This window comes from Selenomonas ruminantium subsp. lactilytica TAM6421 (assembly GCF_000284095.1).
GTDB classification, from domain to species: Bacteria; Bacillota; Negativicutes; order Selenomonadales; family Selenomonadaceae; genus Selenomonas_A; species Selenomonas_A lactilytica.
In genome coordinates this window covers 2,940,274-2,954,223 of the sequence record NC_017068.1, presented here as the reverse complement: position 1 = coordinate 2,954,223, position 13,950 = coordinate 2,940,274, and the positions used below count along the sequence as shown (strand labels likewise).

Genomic DNA, 13,950 nt, shown 5'->3' with positions numbered 1-13,950 from the left:
GCTTAGAACTGCCATTCGATACGGCCGAAGAGTTCTTTGTAATCCTTATCGCCAATCAGGGTCTTGCCTGTCACGCCTTTCAGCCAGATGTAAGTATGGGGCATGATGTTGCCCAGATAGCTGAGCTCCCAGCCTTTAGTCCCGGCATCGAGGGTGTAGGTCGGCGTCGGGCCGACATTCTGGCCGATATGGCGGTAAGCCAGGGCTATACCCCATTGACCGGCGTTGGTGGTATCGAAGTTTTCGAATTCCTTGTAGCCCAGAACGATGCTGGCGGATTTGTTGTAGTCATCTGCGCTGAAATTCTGGCCGTAGTTGCCCTGCAGGGCAATGTTTTTGTCGAAGTGATAGGTTCCCTTGGCTGTCAGGGTATTCATTTCATCTTCCTTACCCATCTTATCATAGCCCAACATGTAGTGGAAGTCATTGCTGCTCAGGTGATGGTAACCCAGCCCGGCATTCAGTTTGCCCAGCCAGCCGGTAAAGCCGATGGCCTGATAGCTGGCGGTGTCATCCGCATCGTTGGCAAGCCCCGCCTGGGTTATGCCGTATTTATAATACTGGTTGCCGCTGTTCAGATTGAAGCGGCCGGCATTGATGGTGGTTTTGAGTTTGTTGCCGAACTGCACCTGTGCACCTGTGAACTGGGTATCGAACATGATATCCATATCGATGGTTACTGGCATTTTACCAAAGCGCATCATAGTGTTGCCATAGAGGCCTTCAGCCCAGAGACGTTTCAGTACCACATTGCCATTGCAGCCATAGGTGGGGGCATCTTTGCTCATTTCGACATAGCTGTCCAGACGTCCCTTTACTTTCCAGTGGTCATTGACTTCGGCGGTGGGTTCGAGGCGCAGGGTAATGGTGTTCTCATTATCTTTTGTCTTTTCGTTGCGCAGCGGATGATGATCGTAGCGGACACTGCCATAATCATAACGCATCATGCCGTGCCATTGCACCTTGTCGGCATTGCGTTCCAGCTTGCTGACACGCACGCCCAGATTATTGAGTTCTTCGCTGAATTCGGCAGATAATTTGTCAATCAGAGCCTTGTCCACACCGCTGGTATCCTTGGTCATAGCTTTTGCTACCATTTGTGCCATCTCATAACGGGTGATATTACGGTTTCCTTTGAAGGTGTTGTCGCCATACCCTTCAATAACGCCTTTGTCTGCTAACTGTGCTACTGCATCATAAGCCCAGTGATCAGCAGGAACATCAGCAAACGGATTGCTGGCTGCAAAGGCGGTGCTTGCTGCGCCCATCACTAAAGCTGTTGTAAGTGTGGATACCATGGTTTTTCTCATTCTCAAATCTCTCCCCGAATTTTAGATTTTGTGCGTTTGGAGGCGGTAAAGGCATCGTCAAAATGCTATTTTACAAGATTATTATCATTTGGTCTTTTCGAACAATAATAATAAAACCTCAATTAACACGATAAAATCATATATAAAAAATAAAAATAGAACAAGGTCATATGTCCCTTTTTGCATAGTAAAAAACCAGCCCAAGGGGAGCGGGCTGGTTTTTCTGATGTGATGTTGTGTTATGGAAAGGAAGAGAGAATATACAATTGGTTTATACAATCTCATCTCTTCGATATGCTGATATTATGCCATAGAAGTCAGGGGCTGTAAAATTCGGGTTTTTGATATAGATATAAGATTTTCCTATATACGTTTTTTTAGGTTTTTTTAGAAAAAAACAGCAATATGCCTATTGACATGATAGGTGTAATGTTGTAACATTAGATCATCGTCAAACGGCGAAGCGAAACTGACTGGATGACCAGAGGTTTTGTGCAGAGGTTATTTCTGCGCAAAACCTCTTTTTGTATTGTAGGAATTGAAAGGGTATGGTGATCTCTATGAAATGCGATTGTAGATATGGCAGTGAAAGAATTTTGTTGGGACAGGAACGAATGCGAACTTAAAACAGGAGGGATTTCTTATGATTGCCGCGCAGGAAAGTATGACTGCCAAATTGTGCTCCTTTGCCCGTGCCTATCATTCCATGTTAGGCAAGAACAAGATCTTTGATGATTATCTGGCTTATGACATTATCGGCAAGGATGAGTACGATGAAATCGGTGGTTTGCTGAAGGGACAGGTGGAATCCGAAGGAAAGCTGCCCCGTTATGGGTTTGAGAGCCTGCAGGTCTTTGACGAGATGGATCATTATTTCTCGCCCATTGCTCTTTCACGGATTGCCTTTGCGGAGCGGGCGCTGCGGCGCTTTGCCCGGAGGCGGTCGGAATGCCAGTATGTGATCTGCGGAGCAGGCATGGATACCTTCGCCTTCCGCAATACGGACGAGGCCATTGAGGTATTTGAGCTGGATCATCCCGACACTCAGGCATATAAACTGCGGCGGATTCATAAACTCCATTGGGATGTTCCCCGGAACACCCATTATGCGGCTATTGATTTTGAACAGGACGATTTGGGCAAGACGCTGCTGCACAGCGGCTTCCGACCCTATGAGAGTTCCTTCTTCTCCCTGCTGGGAGTTTCCTACTACCTTACGCCGGAGGCCTTCCGGGAGTTTGTGCGCAGCATCAGCCTGCTGTCCTCGCCGGGCAGCCAGTTCGTGCTGGACTTCCCGGATGATTCCACCTTCAAGGCGGAGACCGGCTCACGGGTGCACCGCCTGGCGGAAATCACCAGACGGCTGGGCGAGCCCATGCGCCATGGCTTCTCTCTGGACGAGATGCGGGGCATTCTGGCAGAAGAGGGATTCGTTATCCGTACCCACGAATCTCCGGAAGATATCCAGCGCCATTTCTTTGCTGACCGCACGGATCAGCAGCGGGCCATGGAAAATATCCACTTTATCCTGGCGGAAAAACGCCAGCATTAAAGGAAAATGATTGAAAACTAAGATTTGCGTGAAGGGAATGACAGGTTTTATGAGCAAACATAAATTTGATACCGCCCTGATACACGGCGGCATTTACGGGGACAGCAGGACAGGTTCGGTAAATGTGCCCATCTATCAAACTTCCACCTTTGAACAGGACGGGCTGGGAGAATTGCGGGAGGGCAAATGGGAGTATTCCCGCACGGGAAATCCCACCCGGGCGGCGCTGGAAGCCCTGATTTCCGAGCTGGAAGGAGGCGAGGCAGGTTTTGCCTTCGCTTCAGGCATGGCGGCCATCACAGCAGTGCTCAGCCTGTTCCAAAGCGGTGTGAAGATCCTGCTGTCCAGCAATGTCTATGGTGGTACCTTTCGGGTGCTGGACAAGGTGTTCAGCCGCTTCAACCTCACCTATGCTTTGCAGGATACCACGGATTTGGCAGCTTTGGAGCGGGAGTTCACTCCGGAGGTCAAGGCTATCATCATTGAAAGCCCCGCCAATCCGTTGCTGACTATTACGGATATCCGCAAGGTATCGGAAATCGCCCACCGTCATGGCGTGCTGGTGATTGTGGACAACACCTTTATGACGCCCTATCTCCAGCAGCCTTTGGCGCTGGGGGCCGATGTGGTGGTACACAGTGCCACCAAGTATCTGGGCGGCCACAGTGATCTGGTGGCTGGTCTGGCGGTGGTCAAGACCAAGGAGCTGGCGGAAAAGCTGGCCTTTGTGCAGAATTCCACCGGCGGGGTATTGGGCCCCCAGGACGCCTTCCTGCTGATCCGGGGCATCAAGACACTGGGCGTGCGGTTGGACCGCCATGTGGCCAATGCCACTTATCTGGCCGAATGGCTGGCAGGCAATCTGGAGGTGGCAAAAGTCTACTATCCCGGCCTGACCAGTCATATCGGCTACGAAATCAATCAGCAGCAGGCGAAGAACGGTGGTGCCATGATTTCCTTTGAACTGACAGAAGGCCATGATATCCGTAAATTCTTCAAGTCTTTGGGGCTTATCGCCTTGGCGGAAAGCTTGGGCGGCGTGGAGAGCCTTGTCTGCCATCCGGCCAGCATGACCCATGCGGCTATCCCCAAGGAAACCCGGGACAAGATCGGCATCACGGAAAATCTTATCCGCCTGTCCGTGGGCATTGAGGATAAGGATGATCTGCTGACAGATCTGAAACAGGCCATTGAGGCCAGCCGGATTTAAGAAGGGGAGGACGGAAGATCATGCACTATTATAAATCTATGCAGGAGCTCATCGGGCATACGCCGCTCGTTGAGCTGACACATTTCGATCTGCCGGAGGGCGTCCGGCTATTTGCTAAATTGGAACTTTGGAACCCAGGGGGCAGCGCCAAGGACAGAGTGGGCCGTCAGATGATTGCGGCGGCGGAAAAAAATGGCGAGCTTAAACCCGGCGGCACCATTATCGAAGCCACGGCGGGGAACACGGGGCTGGGGATTGCCTTTGCGGCTCTCAATAAGGGCTATCGGGTAATCTTCGTGGTGCCGGAGAAATTCTCGGTGGAAAAGCAGACTTTGATGAAGGCTTTGGGGGCGGAACTTGTGCATACCCCCCGGGCCGATGGCATGCTGGGGGCTGCCGCCAAGGCAGAGGAGCTCAGGGCTTCGATTCCGGGAGCTATCACCCTGAAGCAGTTTGAAAATCCTGCCAACCCCCAGGCTCATTATGAGACCACGGGGCCGGAACTCTACGAGGATCTGGACGGCCGGATTGATTATCTGGTGTCCGGGGCCGGCAGCGGCGGAACCTTTACCGGCATCATGCGTTATTTGAAGGAGCAGGACAAAAACATTCAGGGAGTATTGGCTGACCCGTACGGTTCCATTATCGGCGGTGGTGAGCATGGGGATTATGAAATTGAAGGCATTGGCAACGATTTTATTGCGGACACGATGGACGTATCGTATATCGATCAGGTCTTTAAGATTAAAGATGAGGAAGCACTGAAAGGCGTGCGGGAACTGGCGGCAAAGGAGGGGATCTTTGCCGGCAGTTCCACCGGGGCGGCCCTCTCGGCTGCATTGAAGCTGGCCCATTCGGGGATTCAGGGCAATATTGTCCTGGTGGCAGTGGACCGGGCCGAGCGCTATTTCAGCAAGCATATATTGGAGGAGTGAAGTATATGGCCTATCGGATAGCGGCGGCTTCTGCTGATGGCGTGCATATTGACCGGCATTTTGGCCACAGTGACGGTTTCGTCATTGTGGAGGTGCAGGAGGATGGCAGTTTTGCCGAGATCGAGCGGCGGGCGGCCAAGTCTCCCTGCCAGCATGGCTTTCATGATGAAGGCGCTATGGCAGCGGCGGTATCGGCGCTGGCGGATTGCCGCTATGTGGTGGCCGAGGCCATTGGCCCCGGTGCCCAGAAAGCATTGGAACGGCAGGACATCCTGCCTTTGGAAATAGATGGGGAAACGGTGGCATCTGCCGTTCCCAAGATTCATGCCTATGAGGTAAACAAGCAGCGGGCCAGTGTCCGGGCTTGATGTCAGAAAGGGGACGTATCGCGATGGATGAAAAACGGGTAAGGGAGCTCCATCCGTGCTTTGGAGCTAAGCAGAATCGGGGGCGTATCCATTTGCCGGTATGTCCCGGCTGTAATCTGGAATGCCGCTTCTGCGACCGCAAGATCAACGATGTGGAAAACCGCCCCGGGGTTACGGGGAAGGTCATCCAGCCGGAAGAGGCAGCTCAGTATGTGGAACGGGCGCTGGAATTCTGCCCGGAACTCAGCGTGGTGGGCATTGCCGGCCCCGGGGACACGCTGGCCTCCGACAGGGCCCTCAGGACCTTCCGCCTGCTGGGGCAGAAATTCCCCCAGCTGTTGAAGTGCATGAGCACCAATGGGCTGCTTTTGGCGGAAAAGGCACAGGAGGTCATCGATGTGGGCATTGACACCCTGACGGTGACGGTCAATGCCGTCGACCCCGCCATTGAAGCCCAGATGATCAATGGACTTATCTATCATGGCAAGCGGTATGAAGGCGTGGAAGCTGGCCGCATTATCATCAAGAATCAGTTGGAGGGTATCCGCAAGGTGGCTGCCGCCGGTGTGGTGGTCAAGGTCAACACGGTGCTGGTCAATGAAATCAACCGTTTCCATATCGGGGAAATTGCCAAAACCGTCAAGGAAGCAGGGGCCACAATCTATAACATCATACCCCTGATTCCCCAGCACGACCTGAAGGACTGCGAGGAGCCCAGCTGTGTGGACTTAGCTGTGGCCCGCAAAGAGGCCGGCAAATATATTGATGTATTCCGCCATTGTCAGCACTGCCGGGCAGATGCCGTAGGCGTGCCGGGAAAGAACAACTTCAGCCAGCAGGTCTATAAGGGACTGTTGCAGGCCAAGGAAACCTTTTCCCATGGCTAAAACGATAAATAATTTTTATAGCAATTATTGATAGAGGAGAGATTTTTTATGGCAAAAGAAGGCTTGCGTCAGATTGCAATTTACGGTAAGGGCGGCATTGGTAAATCCACCACCACCCAGAACCTTACCGCCGGGCTTACGGAGCTGGGCAAGAATGTCATGGTGGTGGGCTGTGACCCCAAGGCTGATTCCACTCGTCTGCTCTTGGGCGGTTTGGCCCAGAAGACCGTTCTCGATACCCTGCGGGACGAGGGCGAGGACGTGGAACTGGACAGCATCCTGAAGACCGGTTTTGGCGGCACCCGCTGCGTGGAATCCGGCGGCCCGGAACCGGGGGTTGGCTGCGCCGGCCGCGGCATCATCACCTCCATTGGCCTGCTGGAACGTCTGGGCGCCTATACCGACGACTTGGATTATGTGTTCTATGACGTCCTGGGCGACGTGGTCTGCGGTGGTTTTGCCATGCCGATCCGCGAGGGCAAGGCCAAGGAAATCTACATCGTGGCCAGTGGCGAAATGATGTCTCTGTACGCTGCCAACAACATTGCCAAGGGTATCTCTCGTTATGCCAAGAAGGGCGGCGTGCGCCTGGGGGGCATCATCTGCAACAGCCGCAATGTGGACCGGGAAATCGAGCTCTTGAAGGCCTTTGCCGAGGAGCTGGGGACCCAGCTTATCCACTTCGTACCCCGTGATAATATCGTCCAGCATGCGGAAATCCACAAGGAGACGGTTATCCAGTACAAGCCTCAGGCCCATCAGGCGGACGAATACCGGGAACTGGCCAAGAAAATCGAGGACAATGAACAGTTCGTGATTCCCACCCCCATGACCCAGGACAGATTGGAGGAAATCCTACTGGAATACGGCCTTATGGACAACGTGGAAGACGATTATCGCATCTGACAGGAGGTTATGCTTATGCCAAAGAAAATAAATCTGGATATGGCCTCCGTGGAACCCCGTGAACAGCGTCTGGGGACGATAATTGCCTGGGATGGCAGCACGGAGGAACTGCACGAGCAGTCTGCATACGAACTGCGGGGGCAAAAGGAGAAGGGCAAGAAGGGCTGCGGCGGCAACTGCCGTCTCTGCGAACTTTCCGGCCCCTTTACCCAGGGCTCTGTCTGCAGTGAGCAGATGGTGGAATGCCAGGCGGGCAACGTCCGTGATGCGGTGCTGATCCAGCATGCCCCCATAGGCTGCGGCGGCGGACAGGTGGAGTACAATGCCATCTATCGCAACGGTCTGGCCATGCGCGGGTACAAAGTCGAAAACATCCGCATCATCAATACCAATCTGAAGGAAAGTGACATGGTGTTCGGTGCTGCTGACAAACTGCGTCAGACCATTGACGATGCCTGGGAACGATACAAGCCCGAGGCCATCTTCGTCGCTTCCTCCTGCGCCACAGGCATTATCGGTGAGGATATCGAAAGCATTGCGGACGAGAAGGAAGCAGAATTGGACATTCCCGTAGTACCGCTGGCCTGCGAAGGCTTCCGCTCCAAGCATTGGAGCACGGGCTTTGACGCCACCCAGCACGGGATATTGCGGCAGATTGTGCGCCGCAATCCCCAGAAGAAGCAGGAGGATCTGGTCAATGTCATCAACCTCTGGGGGTCTGATGTATTCACCCCGCTGCTCAAGAACCTGAACCTGCGGGTAAACTATGTGGTGGATCTGGCTTCCGTGGAAGAACTGGCTCAGATGTCTGAGGCGGCGGCCACAGTGGGCTTCTGCTACACCCTGTCCTCTTATCTGGCCACGGCTCTGGAGCAGCACTTCGGCGTGCCGGAGGTCAAGGCCCCCATGCCCTATGGTTTTGAGGGTACGGATGCCTGGCTGCGGGAACTGGCCCGGGTTACCCATCGGGAACATCTGGTGGAGGACTTTATCGCCAAGGAGCATGCCCGGGTCAAACCAAAAGTGGAAGAGCTCAAGAAAAAGCTCAAGGGCGTCAAGGGCTTTGTGGCCACCGGCTCAGCCTATGCTCATGGTCTGATTCAGGTCATGCGGGAACTGGGCATTGAGGTGGATGGCTCCCTGACCTTCCATCATGATCCCGTGTATGACAGCGGCGATCCCAAGGAGGATTCTCTGGGCTATCTGAACAAGCACTACGGCAAGGTCAATAACTTCCATGTGTCCAACCGTCAGCAGTATCAGCTGTATGCATTCCTGCAGCAGGTGAAGCCCGATTTCCTGCTGATCCGTCACAACGGCCTGGCGCCTCTGGCTTCCCGTCTGGGCATTCCGGCAGCACCTTTAGGCGATGAGCATATCGCCGTGGGCTATGACGGCATGATCAACCTCGGGGAAACCATCCTGGAAATCCTGGCCCATAAGAAATTCCATGATGATATCCGGAAGCATGTCCAGCTGCCCTATAAGCAGTGGTGGCTGGAACAGAAGGATGCCTATATCCTGGCCAAGCATCCGGAACTCATTGACGAAGACGACAACGATTATGTAAAAGCAGCGGAGGGTGGTGCCCATGCCTAAAATAAAACGCGATAACAACGGACAGACAAATTCCATCAATCAGGTGCGCTATGGCTGTGCCCTGGGGGCGCTCCATTCCGTCACCGCCATTCCCGGTGCCATGCCCATTACCCACTGCGGCCCGGGTTGCGTGGACAAGCAGTACATGAGTCTGGCCTTCTACAACGGCTATCAGGGCGGTGGCTATGCCGGCGGCGCTGTAACGCCAAGCTCCAACCTGCAGGAAAAGGACGTGGTCTTTGGCGGGGCCAAGCATCTGGACCAGCTCATTGCGGCTTCTCTGAAAATCATGGAAGCGGACTTGTTCGTGGTGCTCAACGGCTGTATCCCGGAAATCGTCGGTGACGATATCGGCGCCGTGGTGGCCCGTTACCAGAAGAAGGGAGTGCCCATCGTCTCGGCAGAAACCGGTGGCTTCAAGGGCAACAACTTCACCGGTCACGAGATTGTCACGGAAGCCATCATCGAGCAGTACGTGGACAAATTCGCCCCGGACAAGACCACCAAGAAAAAGGGCCTGATCAACGTCTGGTCGGAACTGCCCTTCCAGAATACCTTCTGGCGGGGAGATCTGGCAGAGCTCAAGCGCATTCTCGAAGGTGCCGGCTGGGAGGTCAATATCCTCTTCGGTTACGGTTCCGGCGGTGTCAAGGAATGGCTGACCATTCCCAATGCGGAGTTCAACCTCGTGATTGGCCCCTGGCTGGGACTCAAGACCGCCAAGCTGCTGGAGAAGAAATACAACCAGCCCTATCTCCATCTGCCGGTACTGCCCATCGGTGCCAAACAGGTGGCTGAATTCCTGCGGGCTATTGTGGACTTTGCTCAGGAAAACGAGGTACAAACGGAAAAATTCATCAAGGCGGAGGAAAAGGAGTATTACTACTACATGGAATACTTTACGGACTTCTACGCCGAGTATTGGTGGGGCCTGCCCGCCTCCTATGCGGTGGTCAGCGATGCAGCCTACAATCTGGCCCTGAACAAGTTCCTCGTGAACCAGCTGGGGCTGATCCCCGCCAAACAGATCATTACCGATCAAACCCCGGAAAAATACCGTCAGGGTATTCAGGAATATTATCAGCATCTGGCTGATGATGTGGCTGCCGAGGTGGAATTCGTGGAAGACGGCTATGTCGTCAATAAATTGTTGAAAGAACAGGATTATGGGCATAAGCCCCCCATCATCCTGGGCACTACCTGGGAACGGGATGTGGTGAAGGAGCTGAACGGCCACATTGTGGAAGTCAGCTACCCCGTATCCTACGATGTTGTCCTGAACAAGACCTACATCGGCTATCGTGGTGCCCTGACCTTGCTGGAAAAGATATTCACCACAGCCATCAGCAAATCGGCTTAATTAACTCGCCTCTCCTAAAATATACATATACACACATATTCCCGAAGAGGAAAACAGGCAAATGTAAAGCATGTTTTCCTCTTTAGGGAACTTTTTTTGTCGAAATGAACAAAACCTATTGACGCAATGGGTGTAATAGTGTAACATGGGGGCATGTTATTTAGGGGAGAGCGTGAGGAAGATGAAAGATATACCGGCGGAAGTATTGCATTATATTTTGGAAGTCCTGCGGGGCGTTTATTTTGGCGAAGTGGTCTTAGTGGCCCAGAATGGCGTGCTGATCCAGGTGGAGCGCACCGAAAAGATGCGGGTGCATCCCTGGCAGGGCGTGCCCAAACCCCAGGTATGGTCGCCGGTGATGGAGGAAAATATCCGCAAGCTTATCGAGCGGGAGCTGAAAAGCCTCTATTACGGGCGTATTACCATCATCGTGAAGCAGGGCGAAATCACCCATTTTGACCGTCTGGAAAAACAGCGGTTTATGGATGGGGATGGCATCTGATGCCTGGTATATGGAAAAAATAGCTGATCAGAACTGAGGGCTGTGCGTATTTACGCACGGCTTTTTGTATTAAGGAGGGAGACGGCCATGACATTTACGCAGCTAAGATATGTAACTGCTATCGCGAAATATGGCTCTATCAGCCTGGCGGCCAGGCAGCTGTTTGTGACACAGCCCAGCATGACGACAGCGCTGCAGGATTTGGAAAAGGAGATTGGCAGGGATCTTTTCATCCGCAATTCGCGCGGCGTGCAGCTGACCGATGAGGGGCTGAAATTCCTCGGTCATGCCAAGCAGATTCTGCGCCAGATGGAAATGCTGGAGGAGCGTTATCTGCATGCGGAGAGCAAACAGTATTTTGCGGTCTCCACGCAGCATTACACCTTCACGGCCAGCGCCTTCGTCGAGCTGGTCCGGCAGTACGAAGGCTGGGGATATGAATTTTCGCTGCTGGAGGAGCGTACGGAGAAGATCATAGAGAATGTCAGGACTTTGAAGAGTGAGATTGGCATTTTGTATTTAAGCCGCTTCAATGAGGCCGTGCTGCGCAAGATTTTCAAGGAAAGCAAACTGTATTTCTCGCCGCTCTTTATGGTAAAGCCCCATGTCTTTATCTTTCGCGACCATCCATTGGCGAAGAAGGATACCCTGACGTTGGAAGACCTGGAGCCCTTTCCCTGCATTACATTTGATCAGGGGGAGGAAAATTCTTTTTACTATTCGGAGGAAATGTTCTGTGAGCGTTCGTTGGCAAAACATATCCAGGTAACGGATCGGGCAGCGGTGTCGGATCTCTTGCTGGGATTGGACGCCTATATCATTACCACAGGGATACTGCCTTCCCATCTGCATGGCCAGGATATCATCGCGCGCCCGCTGGCTGTGGAAGAAAAGATTACTGTTGGTGTGATACGTCATATGGACTGCCGTATGTCGGAACTGGGGCATGCCTATCTCAAGCTGTTGGAAAAGGCTGCTAAGCAGGTCATCACAAAAACGAAATGAATCCTGTTTTTGGGTATATGCAGAGCCTATGGCTGAACATAGTTTTTTGGCATTTTTCAGGGGACTCAGGCCATGCTATAATTCATAACAACATAACCGCTGAGGAAACGAGGCGGCCATGTTGATCAGACATCTGAAGGCTGGATGAAATAACGCGCAAGTGCGAGGTATTTCGTCCGCCTTTTTACTATGAAATCTTAGTCAGTCAAGCCGCGAGGCTCTGCGAAGCAGAGCTAGTCCCTTTAGGGATAGGCGCAGGATGGCTTAGATTTCGTGTAAGGGCGTAGTGCGAAACACCGTTTCGCACGAAGCTTGTTTAAGGAAGGAGGCTGGCTATGATGACCATGACTTTGTGTATCAGCCTGCTGGAGGAATGCAGGCTGCCGCAGGACCGTTGTTGTTGATACGGCTTGTGGGTAAAGATGAAATAGAAAAGATAATAGAGAGGATGAATGAATATGAGTGAGACGGAAAGAAGAAATGCTATATATAGTGTACTGGCAGCTTTGGCGCTGGTATTGGTGATCGTGCTGGCAGGCTGCGGCAGTGATACCAAGAAGTCAGCCGAGAAGGTGGATGAAAATGAAGTTTATGAATTCAATTTTCCCAATGTTCCCTGGTCAGATCCTGTTTATATAGCGGCAGAAAAAGGCTTTTTTGCCAAGCATGGCCTGAAGGTGAATTTTACCGGGTATCTTGCCAACATCAATGATATCGTGACGAATGTGGCCTCCGGGAATTTCCCCTTTGCCTGCCAGCATGCCTCAACTCTGGCTGTCGGCATTTCCAATGGCTATCCCATCAAGGCAATCGCTGCCGGCTGGGGGACTTCGGCGGAGAAACCGATGCTTCGTTTCCTGACGCTGAAGGATTCCGGCATAAACAATCTTGACGATCTTCGCGGCCATAAGATTGCCATTCCGACACCAACAGAGCTGGAATGGCTGGAGGCGAAAGATAAGCTGAACTTCAAGGACGGCGATGTGGATGAGACAGTGATTTCCTACGAGAAGATGGATGGTGCTCTTTTGAGCCATCAGGTGGATGCGGTGATGCTCATCAATCCCTTTTCTGACCGCTTGCTGACGAATGAGAGTGTGAAGCAGATTGGCACGCTGGTGGACATTGTCGGTGAGGAAAAAGGCTGGCCGCAGCAGTTTGTCAATACAGCTTTCCTGGAGAAGAATCCTGAAATTGTGAAACGCTATGTGGCCGCAATCGCCGATGCCAACGACTGGGCCCGGGCGAATCCCGACGAGGCAGGTCTTGTCATAGCCAAGGCCCTCAATGTCGATCCGTCCCAGGGGGCGCTTTATAATCCGGTGTTCCCGGAGCATGCGCTTATCGACAAGTCAGATGCTGACCTGTGGGTGCGGATCTCGGGCAAATATGGCCTGCTGGCACGCCCCGTGTCCCTTGATGAACTTTACACGAATCAATATAATCCGTATAACAAGGGAGGTAGATGAATATGGAAGCAATCACGCATGAACGACCTTTGGATGAACGAAATGTAGTCAGGGAAATCAAGAATTCTGCAGGCAGGCACCAGAAGGTGATAAAGGCGGCAAGCAGTGCTGTCCCTGTCCTCGCCTTCTTTCTCTTTTGGGAAACTGCACCACGCATTGGCCTGGTTGATCCGATTATCATTCCGCCGCTGTCAGCTGATCTGCAGGCCATTGTGACAATGGTAAAATCCGGTGTCATCTTCAATCATATTGCGGCAAGTCTTGGGCGAGCCGGTTTGGGTTTTGTGCTCTCGCTGCTGGTGGGCATTACGCTGGGCATCCTGATCGGCTGGAATGTGCGCATTAAGGATACGCTGAACCCGCTCCTGACCATTATTGCCCAGACTTCGCCCATTGCTCTGTTTCCGTTCTTCATCGTGGTCTTTGGGGTGGGCGAGGTGTCCAAGGTGGGCATTATCTTTTGGGGCTGTGTCTGGCCAATCCTTTTGAATACCATTTCCGGTGTCGGACATACTGATCCGCTGCTGGTAAAAGCAGTGCGGACCATGGGGGCGACAAACTGGCAGATAATCCGGCGCGTCGTGTTCCCGGCCTCATTGCCGGAAATTTTCCCGGGAATCAAGATCAGTGCATCCTATGCGATCCTGATGCTCTGCGCGGCAGAAATGCTCGGGGCCAAGGCTGGCCTGGGCTATCTGGTATCTTATTCGCAGCATGTCTTCCAGAATGCGAACATGTACGCCGCCATTCTGCTCATTGCGGCTCTGGGCGTCATCGTGAACTATCTGCTGCTCAAAGCAGAAAAATACGTCTGCCACTACCGGCTTTCGGCATAGGAGGAATCAGT

At 52.8% G+C, this 13,950-nt stretch carries 13 protein-coding genes; 12 read left to right on the top strand and 1 reads right to left on the bottom strand.

The genetic code is table 11. From position 1 onward, the window contains the following. Nucleotides 1-2: 2 nt before the first annotated feature. Nucleotides 3-1,310, bottom strand: coding sequence for an S-layer homology domain-containing protein (locus SELR_RS14215; protein ID WP_014425911.1), 1,308 nt, complete (start codon nt 1,308-1,310; stop codon nt 3-5). Between the two features lie 643 nt (nt 1,311-1,953). Here SELR_RS14215 and SELR_RS14210 point away from each other — a divergent pair. The 12 genes from SELR_RS14210 (at nt 1,954) to SELR_RS14155 (ending at nt 13,939) form a co-directional block, all read left to right on the top strand. Next, nucleotides 1,954-2,862 (top strand): class I SAM-dependent methyltransferase, encoded by a 909-nt coding sequence (locus SELR_RS14210; protein WP_014425910.1) that lies wholly within the window; start codon nt 1,954-1,956, stop codon nt 2,860-2,862. A 49-nt stretch (nt 2,863-2,911) separates the two neighbouring features. After that, nucleotides 2,912-4,072, top strand: coding sequence for a trans-sulfuration enzyme family protein (locus SELR_RS14205; protein WP_014425909.1), 1,161 nt, complete (start codon nt 2,912-2,914; stop codon nt 4,070-4,072). Nucleotides 4,073-4,092: 20 nt separating this feature from the next. Then, nucleotides 4,093-5,007, top strand: coding sequence for a PLP-dependent cysteine synthase family protein (locus tag SELR_RS14200; protein ID WP_014425908.1), 915 nt, complete (start codon nt 4,093-4,095; stop codon nt 5,005-5,007). 5 nt (nt 5,008-5,012) lie between these two features. Further along, nucleotides 5,013-5,375, top strand: a complete 363-nt coding sequence (locus SELR_RS14195; protein WP_014425907.1) for a NifB/NifX family molybdenum-iron cluster-binding protein — start codon at nt 5,013-5,015, stop codon at nt 5,373-5,375. A 23-nt stretch (nt 5,376-5,398) separates the two neighbouring features. Then, entirely contained in the window at nt 5,399-6,262 is an 864-nt protein-coding gene (locus SELR_RS14190) for a radical SAM protein (RefSeq protein WP_014425906.1), read from the top strand. A 63-nt stretch (nt 6,263-6,325) separates the two neighbouring features. Next, nucleotides 6,326-7,168, top strand: a complete 843-nt coding sequence (nifH, locus tag SELR_RS14185) for a nitrogenase iron protein (protein ID WP_197537193.1) — start codon at nt 6,326-6,328, stop codon at nt 7,166-7,168. A gap of 15 nt (nt 7,169-7,183) precedes the next feature. Then, a complete protein-coding gene (locus tag SELR_RS14180; protein ID WP_014425904.1) occupies nt 7,184-8,767 on the top strand; it encodes a nitrogenase component 1 in 1,584 nt (527 codons plus the stop codon). Then, complete coding sequence (locus tag SELR_RS14175) at nt 8,760-10,127, top strand: nitrogenase component 1 (protein ID WP_014425903.1); 1,368 nt, start codon at nt 8,760-8,762, stop codon at nt 10,125-10,127. The genes SELR_RS14180 and SELR_RS14175 overlap by 8 nt, the downstream gene beginning before the upstream one ends. 181 nt (nt 10,128-10,308) lie before the next feature. Beyond that, nucleotides 10,309-10,629 carry a YezD family protein gene (locus SELR_RS14170; protein WP_014425902.1) on the top strand — a complete coding sequence of 107 codons (321 nt, stop codon included), beginning with the start codon at nt 10,309-10,311 and terminating at the stop codon, nt 10,627-10,629. Nucleotides 10,630-10,716: 87 nt separating this feature from the next. Next, nucleotides 10,717-11,634, top strand: a complete 918-nt coding sequence (locus SELR_RS14165) for a LysR family transcriptional regulator (RefSeq protein ID WP_014425901.1) — start codon at nt 10,717-10,719, stop codon at nt 11,632-11,634. 458 nt (nt 11,635-12,092) lie between these two features. Continuing rightward, nucleotides 12,093-13,103, top strand: coding sequence for an ABC transporter substrate-binding protein (locus tag SELR_RS14160; protein WP_041914455.1), 1,011 nt, complete (start codon nt 12,093-12,095; stop codon nt 13,101-13,103). 2 nt (nt 13,104-13,105) lie between these two features. Continuing rightward, nucleotides 13,106-13,939: an ABC transporter permease gene (locus SELR_RS14155; RefSeq protein WP_014425898.1), complete on the top strand. Its 834-nt coding sequence runs from the start codon at nt 13,106-13,108 to the stop codon at nt 13,937-13,939. Nucleotides 13,940-13,950 lie beyond the last annotated feature (11 nt).